24 protein-coding genes are annotated in these 22407 nt (G+C 68.8%); 6 read left to right on the forward strand and 18 right to left on the reverse strand.

The features are described 5' to 3' along the window. Nucleotides 1-78: 78 nt before the first annotated feature. Entirely contained in the window at nucleotides 79-948 is an 870-nt protein-coding gene (locus J4O73_RS15310) for an NAD(P)-dependent oxidoreductase (protein ID WP_426218644.1), read from the reverse strand. A gap of 113 nt (nucleotides 949-1061) precedes the next feature. Here J4O73_RS15310 and J4O73_RS15315 point away from each other — a divergent pair, with 113 nt between their 5' ends. Next, nucleotides 1062-2105, forward strand: a complete 1044-nt coding sequence (locus J4O73_RS15315; protein WP_426218646.1) for a P1 family peptidase — start codon at nucleotides 1062-1064, stop codon at nucleotides 2103-2105. Here the strand turns inward: J4O73_RS15315 and J4O73_RS15320 are convergent. The 4 genes from J4O73_RS15320 to J4O73_RS15335 form a co-directional block, all read right to left on the reverse strand. Continuing rightward, nucleotides 2102-2395, reverse strand: a complete 294-nt coding sequence (locus J4O73_RS15320; RefSeq protein WP_426218648.1) for a hypothetical protein — start codon at nucleotides 2393-2395, stop codon at nucleotides 2102-2104. The two genes, J4O73_RS15315 and J4O73_RS15320, sit on opposite strands and share 4 nt — an antisense overlap. Next, nucleotides 2392-4746: a response regulator gene (locus J4O73_RS15325; RefSeq protein WP_426218649.1), complete on the reverse strand. Its 2355-nt coding sequence runs from the start codon at nucleotides 4744-4746 to the stop codon at nucleotides 2392-2394. The genes J4O73_RS15320 and J4O73_RS15325 overlap by 4 nt, the downstream gene beginning before the upstream one ends. A gap of 66 nt (nucleotides 4747-4812) precedes the next feature. Beyond that, complete coding sequence (rarD, locus tag J4O73_RS15330) at nucleotides 4813-5685, reverse strand: EamA family transporter RarD (protein WP_426218651.1); 873 nt, start codon at nucleotides 5683-5685, stop codon at nucleotides 4813-4815. 65 nt (nucleotides 5686-5750) lie between these two features. Then, nucleotides 5751-6689 (reverse strand): LysR substrate-binding domain-containing protein, encoded by a 939-nt coding sequence (locus J4O73_RS15335; RefSeq protein ID WP_426218653.1) that lies wholly within the window; start codon nucleotides 6687-6689, stop codon nucleotides 5751-5753. 127 nt (nucleotides 6690-6816) lie between these two features. On the opposite strand from J4O73_RS15335, the gene J4O73_RS15340 reads away from it, so the two are divergent. Beyond that, complete coding sequence (locus tag J4O73_RS15340; protein ID WP_426218654.1) at nucleotides 6817-7683, forward strand: class II aldolase/adducin family protein; 867 nt, start codon at nucleotides 6817-6819, stop codon at nucleotides 7681-7683. 74 nt (nucleotides 7684-7757) lie between these two features. Here the strand turns inward: J4O73_RS15340 and J4O73_RS15345 are convergent, their stop codons facing one another. The 7 genes from J4O73_RS15345 to J4O73_RS15375 form a co-directional block, all read right to left on the reverse strand. Beyond that, the gene (locus J4O73_RS15345) at nucleotides 7758-8351 is read right to left on the reverse strand and encodes a pyridoxamine 5'-phosphate oxidase family protein (protein ID WP_426218656.1); all 594 of its coding nucleotides are present in this window, start codon (nucleotides 8349-8351) and stop codon (nucleotides 7758-7760) included. Then, nucleotides 8348-8683: a lipid-A-disaccharide synthase N-terminal domain-containing protein gene (locus J4O73_RS15350; protein ID WP_426218658.1), complete on the reverse strand. Its 336-nt coding sequence runs from the start codon at nucleotides 8681-8683 to the stop codon at nucleotides 8348-8350. Before J4O73_RS15350 ends, J4O73_RS15345 begins: the two co-directional genes overlap by 4 nt. Continuing rightward, nucleotides 8677-9453 (reverse strand): glycosyltransferase family 2 protein, encoded by a 777-nt coding sequence (locus J4O73_RS15355; RefSeq protein ID WP_426218660.1) that lies wholly within the window; start codon nucleotides 9451-9453, stop codon nucleotides 8677-8679. The genes J4O73_RS15350 and J4O73_RS15355 overlap by 7 nt, the downstream gene beginning before the upstream one ends. Then, complete coding sequence (locus J4O73_RS15360; RefSeq protein ID WP_426218662.1) at nucleotides 9450-11183, reverse strand: ArnT family glycosyltransferase; 1734 nt, start codon at nucleotides 11181-11183, stop codon at nucleotides 9450-9452. Before J4O73_RS15360 ends, J4O73_RS15355 begins: the two co-directional genes overlap by 4 nt. Before the next feature lie 58 nt (nucleotides 11184-11241). Next, the gene (gene metC / locus J4O73_RS15365; RefSeq protein ID WP_426218664.1) at nucleotides 11242-12441 is read right to left on the reverse strand and encodes a cystathionine beta-lyase; all 1200 of its coding nucleotides are present in this window, start codon (nucleotides 12439-12441) and stop codon (nucleotides 11242-11244) included. A gap of 70 nt (nucleotides 12442-12511) precedes the next feature. Then, on the reverse strand, nucleotides 12512-12751 hold the full coding sequence (locus J4O73_RS15370) for a PilZ domain-containing protein (RefSeq protein WP_426218666.1): 240 nt from the start codon (nucleotides 12749-12751) through the stop codon (nucleotides 12512-12514). A gap of 131 nt (nucleotides 12752-12882) precedes the next feature. After that, nucleotides 12883-13059, reverse strand: coding sequence for a ribosome modulation factor (locus J4O73_RS15375; protein ID WP_378971650.1), 177 nt, complete (start codon nucleotides 13057-13059; stop codon nucleotides 12883-12885). A gap of 88 nt (nucleotides 13060-13147) precedes the next feature. Here J4O73_RS15375 and J4O73_RS15380 point away from each other — a divergent pair, with 88 nt between their 5' ends. Continuing rightward, nucleotides 13148-13423 (forward strand): hypothetical protein, encoded by a 276-nt coding sequence (locus J4O73_RS15380; RefSeq protein WP_426218668.1) that lies wholly within the window; start codon nucleotides 13148-13150, stop codon nucleotides 13421-13423. 97 nt (nucleotides 13424-13520) lie between these two features. Here J4O73_RS15380 and ntrC read toward each other — a convergent pair whose 3' ends face one another. From ntrC to dusB, 3 genes are read right to left on the reverse strand one after another with little or no spacing between them, the layout of a single operon-like run. Further along, a complete protein-coding gene (gene ntrC, locus J4O73_RS15385; RefSeq protein WP_426218670.1) occupies nucleotides 13521-14990 on the reverse strand; it encodes a nitrogen regulation protein NR(I) in 1470 nt (489 codons plus the stop codon). 34 nt (nucleotides 14991-15024) lie between these two features. Continuing rightward, nucleotides 15025-16158 carry a two-component system sensor histidine kinase NtrB gene (locus J4O73_RS15390; protein WP_426218672.1) on the reverse strand — a complete coding sequence of 378 codons (1134 nt, stop codon included), beginning with the start codon at nucleotides 16156-16158 and terminating at the stop codon, nucleotides 15025-15027. Continuing rightward, nucleotides 16155-17168: a tRNA dihydrouridine synthase DusB gene (gene dusB / locus J4O73_RS15395; RefSeq protein ID WP_426218674.1), complete on the reverse strand. Its 1014-nt coding sequence runs from the start codon at nucleotides 17166-17168 to the stop codon at nucleotides 16155-16157. The genes J4O73_RS15390 and dusB overlap by 4 nt, the downstream gene beginning before the upstream one ends. 154 nt (nucleotides 17169-17322) lie before the next feature. On the opposite strand from dusB, the gene J4O73_RS15400 reads away from it, so the two are divergent. Beyond that, nucleotides 17323-18579 carry a bifunctional 2-C-methyl-D-erythritol 4-phosphate cytidylyltransferase/2-C-methyl-D-erythritol 2,4-cyclodiphosphate synthase gene (locus J4O73_RS15400; protein WP_426218675.1) on the forward strand — a complete coding sequence of 419 codons (1257 nt, stop codon included), beginning with the start codon at nucleotides 17323-17325 and terminating at the stop codon, nucleotides 18577-18579. A gap of 15 nt (nucleotides 18580-18594) precedes the next feature. Here J4O73_RS15400 and J4O73_RS15405 read toward each other — a convergent pair whose 3' ends face one another. Further along, nucleotides 18595-18984 (reverse strand): MAPEG family protein, encoded by a 390-nt coding sequence (locus J4O73_RS15405; protein ID WP_426218677.1) that lies wholly within the window; start codon nucleotides 18982-18984, stop codon nucleotides 18595-18597. A gap of 100 nt (nucleotides 18985-19084) precedes the next feature. Between J4O73_RS15405 and J4O73_RS15410 the strand changes: the two genes are divergently transcribed. Together J4O73_RS15410 and J4O73_RS15415 are read left to right on the forward strand one after the other, a co-directional pair. Continuing rightward, complete coding sequence (locus tag J4O73_RS15410; protein WP_426218971.1) at nucleotides 19085-19585, forward strand: CinA family protein; 501 nt, start codon at nucleotides 19085-19087, stop codon at nucleotides 19583-19585. Nucleotides 19586-19713: 128 nt separating this feature from the next. Beyond that, entirely contained in the window at nucleotides 19714-20868 is a 1155-nt protein-coding gene (locus tag J4O73_RS15415) for a diguanylate cyclase (protein ID WP_426218972.1), read from the forward strand. A 4-nt stretch (nucleotides 20869-20872) separates the two neighbouring features. Here J4O73_RS15415 and J4O73_RS15420 read toward each other — a convergent pair whose 3' ends face one another. Then, on the reverse strand, nucleotides 20873-21328 hold the full coding sequence (locus tag J4O73_RS15420; protein ID WP_426218679.1) for a type II toxin-antitoxin system RatA family toxin: 456 nt from the start codon (nucleotides 21326-21328) through the stop codon (nucleotides 20873-20875). Nucleotides 21329-21343: 15 nt separating this feature from the next. Further along, nucleotides 21344-22321 carry a lipoyl synthase gene (gene lipA / locus J4O73_RS15425; RefSeq protein ID WP_426218680.1) on the reverse strand — a complete coding sequence of 326 codons (978 nt, stop codon included), beginning with the start codon at nucleotides 22319-22321 and terminating at the stop codon, nucleotides 21344-21346. Nucleotides 22322-22407: the final 86 nt, after the last annotated feature.

Below are 22407 nucleotides of genomic sequence, written 5' to 3' on the forward strand. Positions count from 1 at the left end.
GACATAGTGGACAGTGTCTCAGAGGGGCGCACCGGGAATCACTCACGGCGCGATGCGCCCTGTTGGGGGGCAGGCGACCTATCGGTCTGCCCGCCGCCGCCGGGACACTTCGGCCAAGGCCGCAAGGTCCTTGTCGCCGTCCCCACGGGCCATCGCCTCGATGAGCCCGTCGCGCAGGACGCTGGCGAAAGGCATCGGCACCCCTGCCGCCTCGCCCGCCTGAAGCGCAAGGCGGATATCCTTGGCGCCGAGGCGCAAGCCGAAGCCCGGTGGCTCGTAGCGACCGGCGGCGATGGCCGCGCCGTAGTTCTTGTAGACCGGGGCAGCGAAGATCGTGTTCGACATCAAGGCGAGAAACTCGGCGCCCGGCACGCCGTGGCCCTCGGTGAAGGCGCAGGCTTCGCCCATGGCTTCGATGGCCGAGATCAGCATGAAATTGCCCGCAAGCTTCACGGCATTTGCCCGCTTCGGCTCCTCGCCGTAGCGCCAGGTCTTGGCGCCCATGGCATCGAGGAGGGAGGCGGCGGCCGAAACCGAGGCCTCCGGCCCGGCCACAACGATGTTGAGCTGACCCGCCTCGGCCACGTCCGGCCGCCCGAAGACCGGTGCGGACACATAAGGTATGCCCGCCCGCTCGTGGATGGCGGTCAGCCGCTCGGCGAGAGCCACCGAGATCGTGCTCATGCCGAGATGCACGTCCGGCCGTCCGGCTCCGTCGAGCAGCCCGCCCTGGACCAGCACCGATTCAAGGGCCGCGTCATCGGCCAGCATGGTGATCACGGCATCGCCCCTGAAGGCTTCCGCCGCGCTGCCCACGGCCGTCACCCCCGGAACGCCCTGCGCCGCTTCCGGCGAGCGGTTCCAGGCGCGGACGGTGTGACCCTGCTGGGCGAGTCGGGCGGCCATGCCGCGACCCATGCGCCCCATTCCGATGAATCCAACGTCCATGAGCACCTCCTGGGATATGGTCGGCAAGATGGGAACCGCTGGGCTGAGGGAAAGTGCGCTTGGCCGATGCCGATCCCGTTCCCGCCCTCGCCGGAACGTGGCAGCCTCGATCGATGAGCGAATCCCGCCTGCGTGGTCTTCTCACCGACATCCCCGGCATCAAGGTCGGGAATGCCGCCGACCTGCGCGTGCGCAGTGGCGTCACCGCCATCCTGTTCGATCGACCGGCGGTGGCCTCGGTCGATGTTCGCGGCGGTGGGCCGGGGACCCGCGAGACGGATCTGCTCGATCCCGAGCGCACGGTGGAGGCGATCGACGCGCTGGTTCTATCGGGCGGCTCGGCCTTCGGCCTGGACGCTGCCGCCGGGGTGACGGGCTGGCTCGCGAACCAGGGGCGTGGCTTCCCCGTGGGTGGGATGCGCGTGCCGATCGTGCCCGCCGCGATCCTGTTCGATCTGCTCAACGGCGGCGACAAGGAATGGGCGGACGATCCGCCCTATCGCGACCTCGGGCGGAAGGCCGCCGAGGCAGCGGGCGACATCTATGCCCTGGGCTCGGTCGGAGCCGGGACCGGCGCCCGCACGGCCAGCCTGAAGGGCGGTCTCGGCTCGGCCTCGTCCACCGTTCCGGGGACGCCGTTCCGTGTCGCCGCCCTCGTCGCGGTCAATGCCTTTGGAAGCGCGGTGGTGGGGGATGGGCCGCATTTCTGGGCGGCGCCGTTCGAGCGGGGTGACGAGTTCGGAGGGCTCGGCCTGCCCAAATCCGTGCCCGAGGACGCCCATGCCTTTCCCGCTCGTGCCGCCCCCGGCACTGCGACGACGCTTGCCGTTGTGGCCACCGACGCGATTCTCACCAAGGCGCAATGCCGCCGCCTCGCCGTCGCCGCGCAGGACGGCCTCGCCCGCGCACTGGTGCCCGCCCATACGCCGCTCGATGGCGACCTCGTCTTTGCCGCCGCCACCGGGCATGTGCCGCTCAACGACCCCATCGCCGACACGGCCCGGCTCGGGCATGCGGCGGCGCGGGTATTGGCGCGGGCCATCGCCATCGGCGTGTATCAGGCAACGAGCCTGCCGGGCGTGACGCCGATGCCTCCGGGCGAGCGGCGGTTCGACGGATTGCCGCCCGCATGGCGCGATCTGTTCGGGCGCCGCTAAACGGCGTCCTTCGCATCCGAGAGCAGTTCCGCGAGGCCCTTGTCGACTTCGGCGGCGAGCATGGCACGCTCGGCATCGGTCAGGTCGCCGGCCCAGCCCTTGCCGCCCGCCTCCTTGTTCGTGAAGCCTTCGGTGCAGCGTGCGCGCTCGGAGGCGAGGAAGGCTTCCGTTTCCTCGGGCCGGGTGCGCATGGCGTGGACGAGGCCGAACCATGCGGCTCGCTCCACCACCGCGAGGCGGGCGCGCAGGCGGATCGCCACCGCCTTGTCCGGGTCGATCGTGTCGCTCATCCGTCCTTCTCCGCCAGTTGATCGATCAGGCCCTGGATACGGCCCGGCATCGTCTCGGAATCCGAGCGCGCGTAGAGCACGCGCAATTGTCGGCCAATCTCCGCGAGGCTGAGCGATCCCTTCGTGATCACCCTGTCCGTCTGGGCCCCGAGGCTCGCCTTCTCGGCCGCCGTGATCTCCTTGGCGGTTAGCACCACCACGGGCACGTCGCCGTCTGGGCGGGCGCGCAGGGCGCGCAGGAAGCCGAACCCGTCCATCTCCGGCATCATCAGATCGAGCAGGATCAGGTTGGGCCGCGCGCGGTCATACTGCTCCAAGGCGATCCGCCCGTTGGGGGCCTCGTCGACGTTCCAGCCCTCACGGGACAGGGAGCGGCGCATGCGCTCACGCCCGTCCGCGTCGTCATCGACGACGAGCACCCGCGCCTCGGCCGGAGCCTGGGGCCGGTAGCGTTCCATCAGCCCCTTCAGCCGGTCCCAATCGATCGGCTTCACGAAGTAATCCGTGGCACCGAGGGCCTGTCCAAGACCCTCCTCGGCCACCACCGAGGTCATGATGACGGGGGTTCCGGCCAAATCCGGATCGTTACGCACGGCGTGGAGCACGGCCCAACCATCCATGCGCGGCATCTCGACATCGAGCAGGATCGCCCGCGGCTTCAGTGCGCGCGCCAGGGTGAGGCCTGCGCGCCCATCGGCGGCGGTGCGGACCTGGAAGCCCTCCCGTTCGAGGAAACGCTGCAGTAATTCCCGCGCCGCCGGATCGTCGTCCACGAGGAGCACGGTGTCGTGCTGTTCATGTGCTGCGACCGCTGGCGGTTCCTCGCCCGGCTCCTCCTCGGCCACCAGCACCGAGGGCAAGCGGATGGTGAAGGTCGCGCCCTTGCCTGGCTCACTCTCGACGCCGATGTCGCCGCCCATGGTGCGGCAGAAGGCCCGTGTGATGGCGAGCCCCAGCCCCGTGCCGCCGAATTGCCGCGTGGTCGAGTCGTCGGCCTGAACGAAGCGCTGGAACAGCTTGCCGATCTGCTCCGGCGTCAGGCCGATGCCGGTGTCCGACACTGCGAAGGACAGCCAGTCGGCTTCCTCCTCCCGGTGGCGGCGCGCCGTCAGCGTGATCGTCCCATTCTCCGTGAACTTCGCGGCGTTGCCCACGAGGTTGAGCAGGCATTGCCGGATCTTGGTCTGATCCTGATGCATCGCGCCGAGATCGTCCTCGGCATCGAGGACGAAGCGGTTCGCCTTCTTCTCGATGAGCGAGCCGGTCGCGTCGGTGACGTCCTGCAGCAGCTCGGACACGGTGAAGGTCTCGGCCGAGGCGGTGACGCGCCCGGCCTCGATCTTCGAGATATCGAGCACGTCGTTGATGAGCGAGAGCAGGTGGCGAGCGGCCGATTCGATCTTTCGCAGATCGGGCAACAGGGCCGCCTGACCGATATCCTCCAGTTCCTCGCCGAGCATCTCCGAATAGCCGATCACCGCCGAGAGCGGCGTTCGCAATTCGTGGCTCATGTTGGCAATGAACTGGCTCTTCGCCCGGTTCGCCGCCTCGGCGGCCTGCCGCGCCCGCTCGGCTTCGGCCTCGGCCTCCTTGCGCTCGGTAATATCGGTATGGGTGCCGACCCATTCCCGCAGCGACCCATCGGCCGCGAAGACCGGCACGCCGCGCGCCTCCATGTCCCGCCACGCGCCGTCATGGCGGCGCAGACGGTGGGTCACCGCATAGGGAACCCGCTCCTCGACGGAACGGGACCATGCTTCGGCGATCTGCTGGCGATCATCGGGATGGACCGCCTCGATCCAGCCCCAACCCTGGTAGCCTTCCTCGGTCTGGCCTGTATAGGCGCCCCAACGCGGCTGCGGCGGCAGCAATTCGCCCTCGGCGTTCGTATTCCAGATCACCGCCGCCGAGGCATCGACGAGGGCCCGGAAGCGCTCCTCGGAGTGGCGCAGGCGTTCTTCGGTGACGCGGCGGCGGGAGATGTCGGTGTTGGTCCCGTACCAGCGCAGGATCGTCCCGTCCGGCGCCCGGTGCGGCATCGCCTGGGATAGGAACCAGCGGTACTCGCCATCCGCGCCGCGCAGGGGGAACGTGTCTTCCCATGAAACCCCCGCCTCGATGGCGAGACGGTAGCGCACCTCGACGGCAGCGAGGTGGTCCGGGTGGTGGACGTTGCGCCAGCCCCAGCCGTGCATCTCCTCCCGAGTGGTGCCGGTGTAGTCGTACCAGCGGGCATTGTACCAGACGATGTGACCGTCAGCCCTGGCGATCCAGGCGAGCTGCGGCAGCACATCCGCAAGGTTGCGGAAATCGTCATCGGTGACGGCATCGCCGCCCACTGGTTCGGTCATCGGCTCCGCCGGTGTTGAGGCTTCGCTTCAGCTAGTGCGCGGCGGGGCGAAGGGTATCCGCGCCGCTCACGCCTTGAGCGCTGCCGCCCTCGTCTCGATGCGCCGTCCGCGCAGGGCATCGATGGTGTAGAGGGCCAAGCCCAGCCAGATCAGCCCGAACATCGCCGCCCGGTGCGGTTCGACCGTTTCGCCGAACACGAGGACGCTGAGGATCAGCAGGCAGGTCGGGGCCACGTATTGCAGCAGGCCGAGCGTCGTCAGGCGCAAGCGCACGGCCGCTGCCGCGAACCAGATCAGCGGCAAGGCCGTGGTGAGACCGGTGAGCATGATCAGGCCGAGCTTGTGCGGATCGGCGGGGAGGAACGGTTCCGGCGTGAGGATGAGCCAGCCGACCGCGATGGGCAGAAGCAGCAGTGTCTCTGCCAGGAAGCCGACCAGGGAATCGACCGCCAAAATCTTCCGCGTCAGCCCATAGAGGGCGAAGGAGATGGCAAGCGATAGGGACATCAGCGGCAGGTCGCCCGCCCACAGGACGGCGACGAGCACGCCAGCCGCGGCGATGCCGATGGCCAGAGCCTGAACCGGTCGTAGGCGCTCTCCCAGGATGATCCGGCCGAGCGCCACGTTCATCAGCGGATTGATGTAATAGCCGAGGCTCGCATCGAGCAGGTGCCCGCGGTCGATGGCGATCAGGTAAAGCAGCCAGTTCACGCCGATGAACGTCGCCGACAGGACGAGCAGGAGATGCTTGCGCGTCAGCGGCACCGGCAGCCGCAGGCGCCTGCGCCACGCCAGCGCCAGAAGGCCCGCGAACAGCGTCGACCATACGATGCGCTCGGCCAGGATGTACCAGGGGCTGAAGCCGCCGAGCAGCCGGAAGTGCAGCGGGACCACGAGGCCCCAACTCAGATAGGCGGCGAGCGCGTAGACGAGGCCCACGGCGTTTCCCTCAAGCCGGTTCCTGGCACCGGTTGAGGGTCTTTATCCGAGCGGAGGCCGAATGGTCAGCCGCTTGACTGCAAAGCTGCCATCCCGACGTCACCCGACAGGTCCGCTCGGCGCTCCTCGGCGAGAATCCAGTTGCGGAAGCGACGGATGCCGTGAGCGTCATCGTCGCGGGCGCGCCAGCACAGAAAATGAAGATCGCGGCGAATGCCCTCGCACTGTGCTCCGCCGAGGCGGACCAGGGCGCCCGAGGCGATCTCCTCTTCGGCGAAGCGAAGGGTTTCCAGGGCGACGCCAAGCCCCTGAACCGCCGCCGAGATCACGAGGGAGCCCCGGTCGAAGGCCGGGCCGCCCCGCGTCTTCGGTGGCGCGAGGCCGTTCAGGGCGAACCAATCCGCCCAGCGCACGGGACTGAAGGACGATTCGAGCCAGCTCAGCCGGGCAATACCCTCCGGCGTCAGGCTCCCCGGCTCCGGGGCCATGTCCGGGCGGCAGAGGGCGACAATCTCCTCCGGCCCGAGGGGCTCGACCCGCAAGCCCGCCCCACGCGGCTTTTGCCCATAGGCGATCAGCACGTCGATCCCGGGATGACGCATCAAATCGACCAGTTCCGCCCCCGAGGACAGGCGGATCGCGATGGTCGGGTTGGCCTCCATGAAGCCCGGCAGGCGGGGTCCCAGCCACTTGGTGGCGAAGCTCGGTGTGCAATGGACCGAGAGGCCCGTGCCCGAGGAGGGCATCAGTTCCGCGCACGCGGCCTCGATCGCATCGAAGGCGCGAGACAGGCCCGCGAGCAGGCGTTCGCCGTCTGCGGTGAGGTTGGCCTGCCGGTTCTCCCGCCGGAACAACGCCCTGCCGAAATGTCGTTCGAGGGCGCGGATCTGATGGCTGACGGCCGAGGGCGTGAGGCACAGTTCCTCGCTCGCCCCGGCGAAGCTGCCGAGCCGTGCCGCCGCCTCGAACGCGCGCAGGGAAGGAAAGCTCGGGATCCGCCGCATCGCTCGATCCATGAATTCTATTCACCTGTCGGTGAAAATTCGTCGTTTGTCAAAAGGGGATGGGAGGAAGAGATTGGCGTCATAAGCCGCGAAGACGGCACGCCCCGAAGTCTCTTGGAGGAACGCCATGCTTGATGACGAGCACGCCCATCACGACAGCGTCGCCATCGACCTGCCGAACGACGATTCCGGTCGCAAGCGCACCTCGATCTACCAGCCGGAGCAGTCCGGCCTGATCTTCCCGGAGATGCCGGAATTCGCCAACCACGCCGAGGAGCGTGAGTATCGCAAGAAGCATCTCGTGGCCGCCTGCCGCGCCTTCGCGATGCACGGCTTCGACTATGGCTTCGCCGGTCACCTGACCATCCGCGATCCCGAGCGTCCGGAACTCTACTGGACCAACCCGATGTGCGTTCACTTCTCGCAGGTGAACCTGTCGAACCTCATCCTCGCCGACCATAACGGCCGGGTGGTCGAGGGGCGCTACGCCATCAACCGGGCGGGTTTCGTGCTGCACGCGGCCGTGCATGACGAGTATCCCGAGGTCATGGCCATGTGTCATGCGCACACGACCTACGGCACCGCGTGGTGCGCCACGGGCCGCCCGCTCGACATGATCAGCCAGGACGCCGCCGCCTTCTACAACAGCCATGCCGTGATCGGCGCCTCCGCGGGCGCCGTGGCGGTGGAGAAGGACAGTGGCCTGTCGGTGGCGCAGCAGATCGGCCGCAACCGCGGTGTGCTGCACCAGAACCACGGCCTGCTGACCTGCTCGCATCACAGCATCGACGACGCGGCCTTCTGGTTCATCGCCCTGGAGCGCGCTTGCAAGCAGCAGCTTCTGGTGGAAGCCACCGGCATCAAGCCAGCTCTGCTTTCCGAAAAGACCGCCCGCTACAGCCGCGAGCATGTCGGCAGCGACTATATCGGCTGGCTGCACTTCCAGACGATCTACAACCACATCGCGGCGACCCAGCCGGATATGTTCGCCTGAAGGGGGGCTTCCTTCGCGGGAGGCGTGAGGGGGTGGTGCCGCGAGGCGCTGCCCCTTTTTTTCATGACTTGAGGCTACGGTGCCACCCAGCCTCCCTCCCACCCGAACTCGTCCCGGAACCATGCCGCGCGGCGATGGCCCCGCCGGTCGAGGTAGAGGAAGTCGAGGCGGCTCGCCTTCACCACCACCGCGCAGAAATTCCGGCGGCCCGTCGTCGTCGCCGTGGTCTCGTCGGCAAGGGTGTAGGCGTTGCCGGTCAGGAGTGCGGTGCCGGGGGGCGGTTCGGCGGCGTAGCACACCCTGCTCATGGGACGCGATCCGGTCCAAGCCACCTCGGCGACGGAATCGTCCGTATGGAGGACGGCGCGACCCTCCACGCGGATCTGGATCTTGGTCTCGCCGTCATAGGCCGCGAGGGCGCAGGCCGGGTTCGCGGCCAGTTCGAACGCCTTGTCCGAGCGCCGGTCGCAGTGGAAACGGAGGGTGCCCGTCGTCCTGTCTGCCTCGCGCAGCACCACGGTGCGCAGCCGTGGTCCCTCGTCCGCGACGGTGGCAAGGGTCGGGAGGTGGAAGCCGCTGCGCCCATGCGCGGCCCCCTCCGCCATCAGCCGCCAAAGCTCCGCGAAGCTCGCGTCGAGGTCGTCGTAGAAGGCGGGGAGCGGGGTCACGCCGCGCCGCCGCTTCTCCGGGTCCGTTCCCGGAAGATCAGCGCGAGGTTGCGCACGTAGATGCCTGTCGAGAGACCTTGGCCGATGATGATCACCGGCTCCTTGCGCACGAAACCATAGACCAGCGTCATCAGCCCCCCGGCGATAGAGAGGAACCAGAAGGAGAGCGGCATGACGCTCTTTCCGGCCCGCTCGCTGGCGATCCATTGCAGGATGAAGCGCGAGCCGAAGATCAACTGCGCGAGGATGCCGAACACGAGCCAGAAATCGAAGCGCGTGACGAACACGTCGTAGAAATAGTCGGGTAGATCGTGGGCAAGCTGGATCAGCATCCGACGTCCTCGTTCCTCACCGCCTCAGCCTGGGGCGCCATCACCTCGACGGCGCGCGGCGTGGCGCGCTTGCGCCGGATGAGCCACCACACCCCCGCGAGATCGAGTAGACCGACCCAGAGCCGGTCGAACATCCCGTAATTCGACGTTCCGGTGAGACGCGGCCGGTCGATCACATCCCGGTGGACGACCGTGTAGCCCTCGCGGAATACGAGGGCCGGCATGAAGCGGTGGAGCGCATCGAAATAGGGAAGCCGCAGGTAGACGTGCCGCCGGAACACCTTCAGCCCACACCCTGTGTCGCGGGTGGAATCCTTGAGGATGCGACCGCGCACACCGTTGGCGATGCGCGACTGGAGCATCTTGAAGCGTCCGTCCTTGCGCCCCCGCCGCTGGCCCTGGGCGAGGCCCGCGCCCTCCCCGGCCTCGTCGAGGGCGGCGAGAAGCGACGGAATGAAGGCCGGATCGTTCTGGCCGTCTCCGTCGAGGGTGGCGATGACGGGGCCACGGGCGGCCAGCACGCCGCTCCTCACCGCCGCCGATTGGCCCGCGCTCGCCCCGTGCCGAAGCACCCGCAGCCAGGGCCGCACGGCGCGGACCTCTTCAAGGATGGCGGGGGTCGCATCGCTCGATCCATCATCGACGTAGATCACCTCGAAGGGGAAATCGGCACAGGCGCGCTCGATCTCGGCCACCAGGGGGGCGATGTTCCCCGCCTCGTTCTTGACCGGGACGACGACGCTGAGGCGTGGAGAATCCGGCTGGGTCATGGCGCTGCCGCATAGGCCGTCGCGTAGACGCGCCGCCCGTTGTTGAGGTTGAAGCCCTCGACCACGCCCAGGGGCGGCGGGGCGGGACGGCCCACGGGCCATGCGAAGTTGAATGCGTCGCGCTCGCGGCCTTCCACGAACAGCAGGCGGCAGCCGCCTCCCTGCAGGAACGCCTTGGCGGCATCCCCGTCCGGCAGCATCACGAGGTCGGTGCGGGTGAGGAAGACGAGGCTCGGCTCACGATAGCCGAGGGTCCCCACGAGCGGATCGCGGCAGGGCATCGTGTTCTGGAACGCGGCGAGGCGCGGCGAGACCTTGAACGTCGGCAATTGCCGCTGCGCAAGGCCGAGCACCCCCGGCCCCAGCAGGCCGGAGGCGAGGATCGCGAGGGCGACGGCCCGTTCGGGGAGATCGCGCGCGAAGGCGAGCCAGCTCGCACCGGCCGCGAGACAGGCGGCGGCGAGGACGGGCAGGGAGATCCAGGGGATCGTGTGGTTGTCGAGCTTCCAGCCGGTGACGCACAGGCCGAGTGTCAGACCGAGGGGAATGGCGGGCACCAGCAGCGCCACGGCACGCGCGCCCCGGCGGCGGGGCGTGACCTCGCCGCGCGTCAGAGCGATCACCGTCAGCACCGCGATCCAGGGCATCAGCGGCAGAACGTAGTGCGGCAGCTTGGTCGGTACGGCCTCGAAGATCAGCCACGCCGGGAGGATCGTCGCGATCAGGAAGGCCATGGCGTCGGTGCGCCGCTCCCGCCACGCTAGCGGCACGCTCATGGCGGCGAAGGCGGCGCCGGGCCAGAAGGTCGCGAAGAAGGCAAGCGCGTAGGCGCCGGGCGGCCCCCAATGCCGCTCGGCCGCGCCGCCGACCTTGCCGAGCATGTCCTTGCCGACCGCCTCCGCATAGAAGGCGCCGCCGCTCTTGAGAGTGATCGCCACGAACCACGGGGCGACGATCACGGCGGTCAGGGCGAGCCCGGCGAGCGGTCGCAAGGGACGAAGCCAGGAGGCGGAGCGCGCCTTCCACGACAGGAACAGCGCGGGCAGGACGACGAACAGGGGCACCATCGGCCCCTTCACGAGGATGCCGACGGCGATCCCGAGCCAGAAGGCGAGGAAGACCGGCCGTCCGATCCGCGACTCCCGCCGCAGCCACACCCGCGCCAACGCCGCGAGGCTCGCAGTGGCGCAGGCGGCGAGAAGCGCATCGGTCTTGGCGAGATGCGCCTCGGCATTCAGCATCAGGCAGGCGCCGTAGAGCGCGGCGGCGAGCAGCGCCTCCCGGCTCGCCAGGAAGGCGAGCGCTCCCCAATAGGCGAGCAGGACCGAGGCCAGCGCCCCGAGAAGCGAGGGAATGCGGTAGAGGGCGATCTGCGTCCGTGCATGGGGCACACCGAGCGCGTCGCCCGCCGCGACGGCGGCAGCTTGCGCCCAATAGATTCCCACCGGCTTCTTGTTGCGCGCCTCGTCCTGAAAGCGGATCGCGACGAAGTCGCCCGTTTCCAGCATCTGCTTGGTGGCCTGGGCGAAGCGCGGCTCGTCCCGGTCCATGGGCTGGAGCGAGGCCTGCCCCGGCAGGAAGAGAAGAAGGCACAGCAAGGCCAGCGCCGCGCAGGCGCGGGCATGGCTCGCGGACAGCCGGTCTAGGAGGGTGATGCGCCCAGCGCGCAGGCCGCCGGGCTGGGCTTCGCCGTTGCGCGGACGCGCACCGGCTGAGAGGCGTGTGGTCATAAGCTCCGGGTCGCGGCTCTCCGGTCCCGGTTCCTCAATCGGGATCGGGCCGGGAATGTCAAATCTCCCCGGCCGCCTCCCTCAGTCGCACGAACCCGGCATCGAGGTCCGCCTTGAGGTCGGCCGTGTCTTCGAGGCCGATATGGAAGCGCAGCGTCGGCCCGCCCGGCTCCCACCGGGTGGCCGTGCGGAAGGGCGTGCAATCGAAGGGGATGCACAGGCTCTCGAAGCCGCCCCAGGAAAAGCCCATCCCGAACAGTTCGAGCCCGTCGAGGAAGGCGGCGAGCGCCGCCTCCGGCACCGGCTTGAGGACGATGCTGAACAGGCCGGATGCGCCCGTGAAGTCCCGCTTCCAGATGGCATGGCCGGGATCCTCCGGCAGGGCGGGATGCAGCACGCGCAGCACCTCCGGGCGGGCCTGGAGCCAGCGGGCCATGTCGAGACCCTGCTTCTCGTGCTCGCGCAGGCGCAGGCCCATGGTGCGCAGGCCGCGCATGGCGAGGAACATGTCCTCCGGCCCGGCGCAGACCGAGAACTGATGGTAGGTGCGGTTCAGCTGGGGCCAGTATTTCGCGTTGGCCGAGGTGAGGCCGAGCAGCAGGTCCGAGCCGCCGCTGAGATACTTGGTGCCCGCCTCGATGGCGATGTCGACGCCCTTCTCGTGCGGCGGGAACAGGAGCGGCGTCGCCCAGGTGTTGTCCATGATGACGCAGGCGCCGCGCGCATGGGCGACCTCGGCGATGGCCGGGATGTCCTGCATCTCGAAGGTCAGCGAGCCTGGCGCCTCGACCAGCACGGCCTTGGTGGTCTCGCGCATCAGGTCCGCGATGCCCGCCCCGACCAGCGGATCGTAATAGGTGGTCTCGACGCCGAAGCGCTTCAGCACCTCGTCGCAGAAGATCCGCGTCGGGCGGTAGGCCGAGTCGCTGACGAGCAGATGGTCGCCCGCCGAGAGGGCGGCCATGAGTCCGATGGAGAGTGCCGCGAGGCCCGACGGCGTCGCGACCGTGCCCGCCGCCCCGGCGATTTCGCTCCAGGCATCGCAGAGTGCGTCCGAAGTCGGGGTGCCGTGGGTGCCGTAGGTGTAGCGCCCGCGCCGGTTCTGGATGTCGTCGTAGGTCGGGAAGAGGACCGTGGAGCCGCGATAGATCGGCGTATTTACGAAGCCGTGCTGCTCGGACGGATCGCGCCCGGCATGGACGAGCCGGGTGGCGGGGGCGAACCGCTTCTTGGATTCGGGCTTCGGCGTCAGGGACATCGGGACCTGGACTCGCGTGGCGGACGAGCGGCACGAAGCCGAGGGCGCCCCCATCCGTCAAGCGCCGCCTTCAGTTGAAGGCCACACCGACCTCACCGAGGCGCCGCCAGACCACGCGGCAGGACCAGCGATCTTCGGACGGATCGAGGGAGAGAAGGAAGGTGTCCGGGACATGTCCCGCCTCCGGGAGAAGAAGCCGGGCGCCCGCCGCCGAGATGTCGCGGACGATGCAGGCGTGATGGCCGCTTTCGCCCGCCACGACGCGCCCGGGACGGTCGAGGGCGACACGCTTTCCCTGCCTGATATCCATGGGTCTCGCTCCGCCCCGCGCCGTCACAACGTCAGGCAAGCTAAGATGGAGCGGCGTGTTAACAGGCCATCCCGGCGATCCTCGGATTTACCTCGCAAGGAACGCTCGGGACGGTTTCAAGTGGAACGGCGTTAGCGGATGGTTTTCGGCGGATCGGATTGTTGCGCTTCTTCGTAAGCTTCCATCCACGCCTTGTGATCGTCGGAGCCTTCGGGGTACGGGCACTCGCTTTTCGGCTTTCCGTAGACCCGGGCATTGCGGCCCTGGATGAAGGGGCTGTCGCTGGCGGTGGCTTGAGCGTTCGGCATGAGATCTCGCGCACGCAGTGGGAGCTTCGTTAACGGCCCTGTGTGCAATCTGTTGCCGTTCCCCTAGTGCGTTCCCGAGTCCTGCGACGTGCGTATCCTGCGTCCCTTCCTCGGCGGTCTCGTCGTGACCCTCTCGACCGCCGTCGTGGTGTTCGTGACGGCCGACCGGCTCACTCACCTCGCGCCTCCGGCTCCGGTGGCACGCGCGGTGACGCTTGAGCCCTCGGCGACGGGCTCGATCCCGGCTCCGATGCCCGCCCCCGTCGCGGCCATGAAGAAGGCCGCCCCGTCCATTCCCAACGGTTATGACACCGAGCGGCTTCGCGCGCTGATGGCGGGCGATCCGATCCTGCGGGGACGGTAGGCCCTCGCCCCCGTCGTCATTGCGAGGGACGAAGCCAATCCAGGGGTTCGCCGCCCCTGGATTGCTTCGCTCACGCTCGCCGTGACCGGGTGACTCGTCACCGCGCCGTGCGGAACACCTGCAGGTCGAGATCCCGCACCTTCTTGCGCAGCGTGTTCCGGTTCACGCCGAGGAGTTCCGCCGCGCGGATCTGGTTGCCGCGCGTGGCGGCGAGCGCCGCCCCGATGAGTGGACCTTCGATTTCCCGCAGGATGCGGTGATAAAGGCCGGGCGGTGGCAGGGTGTCGCGGTAGCCCGAAAAATAATCCGACAAGTGCCGTTCCACGGCGCTCGACAGGGTCTCCGACTCTCCCGTGGGCTTGCGCCCCGCGCCGTTGGCTCCGCCTTGAGCGGGGCTCTGCGCCAGCGGCAGCGTATCGAGTTCGGCCTCGATGACCGGCCCGGTGATCGTCTCCTGCGGATAAAGGGCGGCGAGGCGCCGGACGAGGTTTTCGAGCTCCCGGACGTTGCCCGGCCAGCGGTACCGCTTGAGCTTCTCCATCGCGTCGCCGTCGAGGGTCTTGCGGGTCAGGCCCTCGCGCTCGACCAGCACGAAGAAGTGGCGGACGAGATCCGGCACGTCCTCCGACCGCTCCCGCAGCGCGGGCAGGCGCAGGGGCACGACGTTGAGGCGGAAGAACAGATCTTCGCGGAAGATGCCCTGCTGGATCGAGACCCGCAGGTCCTTGTTGGTCGCCGCGATGATGCGAACGTTGGTGCGGATCGGGACCCGGCCGCCCACGGTGGTGTATTCGCCCTGCTGAAGCACGCGGAGCAGGCGGGTCTGCGCCTCCATCGGCATGTCGCCGATTTCGTCGAGGAACAGCGTCCCGCCCTCGGCTTGCTCGAACCGCCCGGCCGACCGCTGGAGCGCCCCGGTGAAGGCACCCTTCTCGTGGCCGAACAATTCCGACTCGATGAGATCGCGCGGGATCGCGGCCATGTTCACCGGTACGAACGGGCCGGTGCGGCGGCGGCCGTAATCGTGGAGCGCTCGGGCGACCAGTTCCTTGCCGGTGCCCGACTCGCCGGTGATCATCACCGTGAGGTCGGTGGGCATGAGGCGGGCGAGCGCCCGGTAGATCTCCTGCATGGCCGGTGAGCGGCCGACCAGCGGGATGTCCTCGTTCTCCGGCCCGGCCCCCTGCGCGGGGGCGCCGCGCGGTCGCGACAGGGCGCGGCCGACGATGGCGATCAGTTCCTTCAGGTCGAAGGGCTTGGGCAGGTATTCGTAGGCGCCGCGCTCGGAGGCGCGGATCGCGGTCATGAACGTGTTCTGCGCGCTCATCACGATGATCGGCAGTTCCGGCCGCACGCGCTTGATGCGCGGCAGAAGGTCGAACACGTTCTCGTCGGGCATCACCACGTCGGTGATGACGAGGTCGCCCTCCCCTTGCGCGACCCAGCGCCAGAGGGTGGCGCAATTGCCCGTCGATCGGACCTCGTAGCCCGCTCGGGACAGCGCCTGATTCAGGACGGTGCGGATGGCGGCGTCGTCGTCCGCGACGATGATGTGGCCGTTCGGCATGACTGTTACTCAAAACCTCCGGCAGGCATCCCGATCATGGCTCGACATTGGGCTCGCGCCCATCACGCGCACTCGACATGGGAAGAAGGATGCGGAACGTCGTCCGGCGTGGGGCGGGATCGCACTCGACGATCCCTCCATGGTCGCCGACGATCTTGGCGACCAAAGCAAGACCGAGGCCGGAACCCTGCGCCTTGGTCGTCACGAACGGATCGAACATGTCGCTCAGCATCTCGGCGGAGATGCCGGGGCCATTGTCGCGGATTGCCACCTCAATGGGCAGGCTCACGCGCTCGCGGGATCCGGGGATCTGAAGCCGAAGGCCGGTGCGGAAGGCGGTGGCCAGGGTGATCTCGCCCTCCACCGCATCCGGCCCGATGGCCTCGGCGGCGTTCTTCACGAGGTTCAGGATCACCTGGATCAGCTGGTCGCGGTTTCCGAGGACCGGCGGCAGCGACGGATCGTAGGTCTCGATGAAGCGGATGTGCCGGGCGAAGCCCGACTGCGCCGAGCGCTTCACCTGATCGAGCACCCCGTGGACGTTCACCGGGCCGCGCTCGGCCGGGCGCTCATCCCCGAACAGCTCCATCCGCTCCACGATGCGGACGATCCGGTCCGATTCGTCGCAGATCAGGCGTGTGAGGAGCCTGTCCTCCTCCGCGCCTGTGCTCTCCAGAAGCTGGGCCGCGCCGCGTATGCCCGCCAGCGGGTTCTTGATCTCGTGGGCGAGCATGGCGCCGAGGGCCACCATCGACCGCGCTGCGCCGCGATGGGTGAGCTGGCGGTTCATCTTGTCGGCGATGGTGCGCTCCTGCAGCATCATCACCACGGCATCGCCCTCGTCGAGGGGCGTCGCGAAGACGTCGACGCTGCGCTCGGTGCCGGTGCGGGGCTGCGAGATTTCGACCCTGTACTCGCTGACGCTCGCCTTCCGCCGCCGCACTTCGGCCACGAGGGCGATGATCGGCGAGGCGAAGGGGATGATGTCGCGCAGGCGCCGCCGCTGCATCAGCCGCGCGGAATAATCGAAGAAGGCTTCCGCCGCGTGGTTGCACTGGAGGATGCGCTCATCGCCGCCGATCGTCAGCACCGGCAGCGGCAGGGCGTTCAGAACTGCCTCGCTGCCGGAGAGCTTGAAGCCGGAGGGGGGGAATTCGTCGCTGGTCACGCCGCTTCCCTCATCTCGGGGGCCGGGCCCGCGAAGGCACGGGACAGGAGGACGAGCGCCGCCTGCGGGTCGGTGGTGGTCAGGAGCGCGCTCCGCTCGGCCGCGCTCAATGCGCCACCGGTCTCGGCATAGGCCGCCAGATGCTTCCGCGCATGGCGGACACCCATGTGGTGCCCGTAAAGCGACAGCAATCCCTCGTAATGCTCGGCGGCCATGGCGGCCTGTTCGCCGCGATTCGGCGCCGCCACCTCGCGCCCGGCGAGCGCCGCCGCCACCTGCCCGACGAGCCAGGGCCGCCCGGTCGCCGCGCGCCCGATCATCACCCCCGCCGCGCCCGAGGTTTCGAGACAGGCCCGCGCCTCGTCGACTCCGGTGACGTCGCCATTGGCGATGACGGGAATCGACACCGCCTCCACGACGGCACGGATCGCGGGCCAATCGGCCCGGCCTTTGTAGAACTGTTGGCGGGTGCGGCCGTGGACCGTCACCGCGTTGAGCCCCAACCGCTCGGCCCGCCCGGCAAGGTCGGCGGCGTTGCGGGACGCATCGTCCCAGCCGAGCCGCATCTTCACCGTCACGGGAATGGACACCGCGCCGCGCACGGCAGCGAGCAGGCGCTCGGCATGGTCGAGGTCGCGCATCAGTGCCGAGCCGGAGGCGATGCCGGTCACGATCTTGGCGGGGCAGCCCATGTTGACGTCGATCGCGTCGGCCCCGTTCGCCTCCGCCAGCCGGGCGGCCTCGGCCATCGGCGCGGCCTCGCATCCCGCGAGCTGGACGATATGCGTGTCGATGCCCGCGCCTTCCGCGCGGAGGGTCGCCTCGACAGAGCCTCGGGCGAATTCCCGCGCGGCCACCATTTCCGACACGACGGCGCTTGCCCCGCAGCGCAACGCGATGCGCCGCATGTGCAGGTCCGTCACGCCGGACAGCGGTGCCAGGAGGCAGAGAGGCGGATCCCCTGCCGACAGCCCGCGGCGCAGGGCGCCCAAATAATGGTCAGTCTTCATTCTGCTCAACAATGAGGCAAAGCCGGGCCGGACGCAAGCGGCATCATCGCGTTGATTTCGCCCCCTGCCCCGCTTAAACGACGGGCATGTTTCACAGGTATGGCGCCGGCCGCGCGGCAGGTCTGCCGCCGTTCGAGCCGGGATCCTCGCCCCCATGTCCGCCGCCTCAGAGAATGGAAGCGTCGCCGCCATCGTCGTGGCGGCCGGGCGCGGCATCCGCGTCGGCGGTGGGGTGCCAAAGCAATATCGCCGGATCGCCGGTCAGGCCGTCCTGACCCGCACGCTGGCTGCCCTCGCCTCCCATGCCGACGTGGCGACGATCCAGCCTGTCATCGCCGCCGACGCGGCCGACTTTTTCCGCGAGTGCCTGGAAGACCTCGATCCTTCGATTCGCGCCCGGATCGCGGAGCCGGTCGAGGGCGGTGCCACCCGTCAGATGTCCGTCCGCGCTGGCCTGGAGGCCCTGGCCGCCGGGGCGGCGCCGGAGATCGTTCTCGTCCACGATGCGGCACGGCCCTTCATCCGCCCGGACCTGATCGCGCGGGCCATCAAGGCCGGGCGCGATCACGGCGGCGCCGTGCCGGGCGTCGCCGTGACGGACACGGTGAAGCGCGTCGAGGAGATCGAGCCCGGCATCGGCCGCGTGACCGAGACTCCGGCGCGGGACACGTTGCGCGCGGTGCAGACCCCGCAATCCTTCGCCTTCGGTCCTCTGCTCGACGCCCACCGCGCCGCCGCCGCCCAGGACCTGCACGCCTTCACCGATGACGGGGCGCTGGCCGAATGGGCCCGCCTGCCGGTCGTGGTATTCGCGGGCGATATCGACAACCGTAAGATCACCCAGGCCTCGGACCTGATCGAGGCCGACCGGGCCTTCTCATCCGACGCCGCCGGAGCCACAGCGATGACCCAATATGTGACCCGCCTTGGCACGGGGTTCGACGTTCACGCCTTCACCGAGGGCGATCATGTCTGGCTCGGCGGCATCCGCATCCCGGCCGACCGGGGCGTGCTCGCCCATTCGGACGGTGACGTCGCCCTGCACGCCCTGACCGATGCGCTGCTCGGCGCCATCGCGGACGGCGATATCGGCACCCATTTCCCGCCCTCCGACGAGAAGTGGCGCGGCGCCTCGTCCGACCAGTTCCTGGCCCATGCCTGCGAGTTGGTGCGGGCGCGCGGCGGCCGGATCGACCACCTCGACATCACCGTGCTGGCGGAGGCTCCGCGCATCGGCAAGCACCGCGAGGACATCCGCGCCCGCATCGCGGCCATCGCCGGGGTGCCGCTGTCGGCCGTCTCGATCAAGGCGACGACGACCGAGAAGCTCGGCTTCGTCGGCCGCGCGGAGGGCCTTGCCGCGCAAGCCGCCGCCACCGTGCGTCTGCCGGACGAGGAGGCGGACGCCTGAGGGCGCCCGTCCGCTTCAGAGCAGCAGCAACACCGCCGCGATCAGCATCGTCCCGAAGGTGAGCAGGATGCCGCCGCCGCGGCAGGCGAACTGGCGCGGGCTGTTGGGCGGGGCGAACATGCCGACCGGATGCAGGATGCGGCCCAGCAGAAGGGCGATCAGAAGCGCCTGGACCGTGCCGTGCGAGGTGCCGCGCGCCTCCAGCAGACCGATCAGGATGATCGCCAGCGGCACATACTCGCCGAAATTGGCGTGGCTGCGGATGCGCTTCTGCAGGTCGTCGCTGCCGCCATCGCCATGGAGCACGTTGCCGGACAGACGCCCGGCCATCACCCAGCCCGCCAAGCCGAGATAGAGAAGGGCGAGCAGCGCGGCATAATAAGCCGTGGTCGCGGGGAAGATCATCGGGTCGCGTTCTCCGTGATTGAGCCGCCAGCCCCTGTGGGGCTAGGGTGAAGGCTTCAGCGACATAGGGCGCGTGACGCCGCCGGGAGTCCTCTTCGCGATGCTCGACGATCCCGAACTGCTCGCCCGCGCCGAAGCCCTCGTCGCGGCCTATGCGAAGGCCGGGCGGACCCTCGCCACGGCCGAATCCTGTACGGGCGGCCTCGTGGCGGCCCTGCTGACGGCGGTGCCGGGCTCCTCGGCCGCCGTGGAGCGCGGCTATGTCACCTATTCGAACGCCGCCAAGGCCGAGGCGATCGGCGTCGATCCGGCGCTGATCGAGACGCATGGAGCGGTGAGTGAGCCGGTGGCCCGCGCCATGGCCGAGGGCGCCCGGGCGGCCTCCCGCGCGGATATGGCCGTGGCGATCACCGGTATCGCCGGGCCGGGCGGCGGGAGTGCCGAGAAGCCGGTGGGCCTCGTCCATCTCGCGGTGTCGGGACCCGGTGGCACGACGCATCTCGCCCGTCGCTACGGCGACCTCGGACGGGCGGGGATCCGCCGCGCGGCCGTGGCCGACGCGCTCGGCTTGCTCGATGATGCACTCAAATATTCTAAGTAAATCCGCGCTCTGCCTCATTTTTAGCGCAGCATGCAGCGTGCTTTAACCATGATGGAATAGTTGTCCGCTTCTGTAACAAAATCTTCGATATCTTCGCGAATCATGTGCCGGATTTTCCCGTGGCCGCGATGCAGATCGATCTCCAAACTCTCTACTGGCTGACGGTCGGCACGCTGCTCGTCGCTGCGGCGATGATGCTGTGGGAGCGGATGGCGCAGCCCCTACGCGCTGCCGCTCTCGGCCTCTGGGCGGCGGGGGCTCTTGTCTTCGCCGTTGCCTGCGTCGTCGCCATGGTTCGCACGAGCTTTCCCGGCGTGAGCGGCCTCGCCGCGGCGAACATCCTGTTCCTCACCGGGTATCTGCTCTGGCTGCACGGGGTGCGGCGCCTTGATGGGCCGGCGGGCGGGCTGCGCTGGTACGCCCTGCTCCTCGGCGGCATGGCCGTGTTGTGGACCGTGGCGGGTGTGCATTTCCCGCAGGCCTTCTGGAATCACGTCGCCGCCCTTCCCATCGCGGGAATCTGCGGTGCGACGGCCCTCGTCACCCTGCGCTGCCGGGCTCTTCGGGGCCTGCGCTCCCGTCCCGTCGCCATCGCGATTCCCGCCGGGCACGCGCTGTTCTATGTCGGTCGTGCCTTCATCGTGCCGACCCTCGCCGCCACCTATGGCAGCGAGATCCTGATGAGCGTCGCCAAGGCCACGATGTTCGAGGCGGTGCTGTTCTCCGTCGCCATGCCGATGACCTTCGTCGCCCTGGTGCGTGAGGAGGCGCAGGAGCGTCTGAAGGCCGCCGTGCAGACCGATTACCTCACCGGCCTGTCGAACCGGCACGGCTTCTTCGAACAGGGCGACCGGGTGCTGGCGACCAGCGCGAAGGATGCCCCGATCTCGCTGCTCGCCTTCGACCTCGACCATTTCAAGTCGATCAACGACCGCTACGGACACGGGGCGGGCGACGCGGTGATCCGGCTCTTCGCCGTAGTGGCGCGCGATCACATCGCACCAGAGGCCATCGTGGCGCGGCTCGGCGGCGAGGAATTCGCCGCGCTCCTGCCGGGGGCCGGTCTCGCGGAGGCTCGACAGATCGGCGAGGCGGTGGCCTCGCGCTTCGCCGAATCCTCCGTCGAGGGTGTCCGGGCGACGGTCAGCATCGGCCTCGCGGAGACGCGTCCCGGCGGTAGTGATCTCGGCCAGCTCCTCGCGAGCGCCGACAGGGCGCTCTACCGCGCCAAGGCGCTCGGCCGGAACCGGGTGGAGGCAGAGGGGCCTGCCGCGGCGGCCTGAACGATCAGGCCGTGCCGTAGATGCGAGCCGCGCGGCCCTCGAACGCGTCGGTGAACTTGCGGAAGGCGCGGTCGAACATCGAGCCCATGAGCAGGCCGAGTGTCCGGCTCTTGAACTCGTAGGTGATGAAGAAGTCGACGTCGCAGCCGCCGCCTTCGGCGTCCTTGAACGTCCAGCGGTTCTCGAGGTGACGGAACGGTCCGTCGATGTATTCGGCCACGATCTTGCGTGCCTCCGGATCGAGGCTGACGCGGGTGGTGAACCGTTCGCGGATCGCCTTGTAGCCGACGCCCATCTCGGCCACGAGAACCTGCCCGCCCTCCGGTTTGTCCTGGCGGCGGATGACGCGCAAGGATTCGCAGAGCGGCAGGAATTCGGGATAGCGTTCGACGTCGGCGACGAGGTCGTACATCTGCTCGGCGCTGTGTCGCACCCGGCGCGTGACCCGGAAGGATGGCATTCCGAAGGGACTTTCTCAGGCCGACAGAACGGGGGACAGCTTGGCGTTCCGCGCCGCCTGAAGCTTGGCGAAATCCTCGCCCGCATGATGCGACGACCGGGTGAGCGGCGTTGCGGAAACGAGCAGGAAGCCCTTGGCGTAGGCCGTGGTCTCGTAGCCCTTGAACTCGTCCGGCGGCACGAAGCGCATCACCGCGTGGTGCTTCTTCGAGGGCTGGAGGTACTGGCCGATGGTCAGGAAATCGACATCCGCCGAGCGCAAGTCGTCCATCAACTGGAGCACCTCGTTCCGCTCTTCGCCCAGGCCGACCATGATGCCGGACTTGGTGAAGATCGACGGGTCGAGTTCCTTCACCCGTTGCAGCAGCCGCACGGAATGGAAATAGCGGGCGCCGGGGCGAACGGTGAGGTACTTGGAGGGCACCGTTTCGAGGTTGTGGTTGAACACGTCGGGCCGCGCCTCGACCACGATCTCAAGGGCGCCGTCCTTGCGCAGGAAGTCCGGTGTCAGGATCTCGACGGTGGTGCCGGGGCTCGCCCGGCGGATCGCCGCGATGGTGCGGGCGAAGTGCATGGCGCCGCCATCCGCCAAATCGTCCCGGTCCACCGAGGTGATGACCACGTGGTGCAGGCCGAGCTTGGCGACCGAATCGGCGATCTTCTCCGGTTCGCCGGTATCGAGGGCATCCGGCAGGCCGGTGCGCACGTTGCAGAAGGCGCAGGCCCGCGTGCACGTGTCGCCCATGATCATGAAGGTGGCGTGCCGCTTCTCCCAGCATTCGCCGATATTGGGGCAGCCCGCTTCCTCGCACACCGTGACGAGGCCGTGCTCGCGCACGATCTTCTGCGTCTCGGTCCAGGCCTTGGAGCCCGGTGCCTTCACGCGGATCCAGTCCGGCTTCTTCGGCTGCGCCGCCTGATCCGGCCGATGAGCCTTCTCCGGGTGGCGCGGAGGCCGCGGATCATTCTTGATAAGGTCGAGGACGACGGCCATCGGGAACCGGATCGCGCCTGTGCGCGCCTTCGAGGAGATGATGCTGACTTAGGGCCTTCCCGCCCGCGTCGCAAACGGGCGCGACG

Origin of the sequence: Methylobacterium sp. NFXW15, from assembly GCF_049887755.1 — a bacterium.
Classification (GTDB): Bacteria; Pseudomonadota; Alphaproteobacteria; order Rhizobiales; family Beijerinckiaceae; genus Methylobacterium.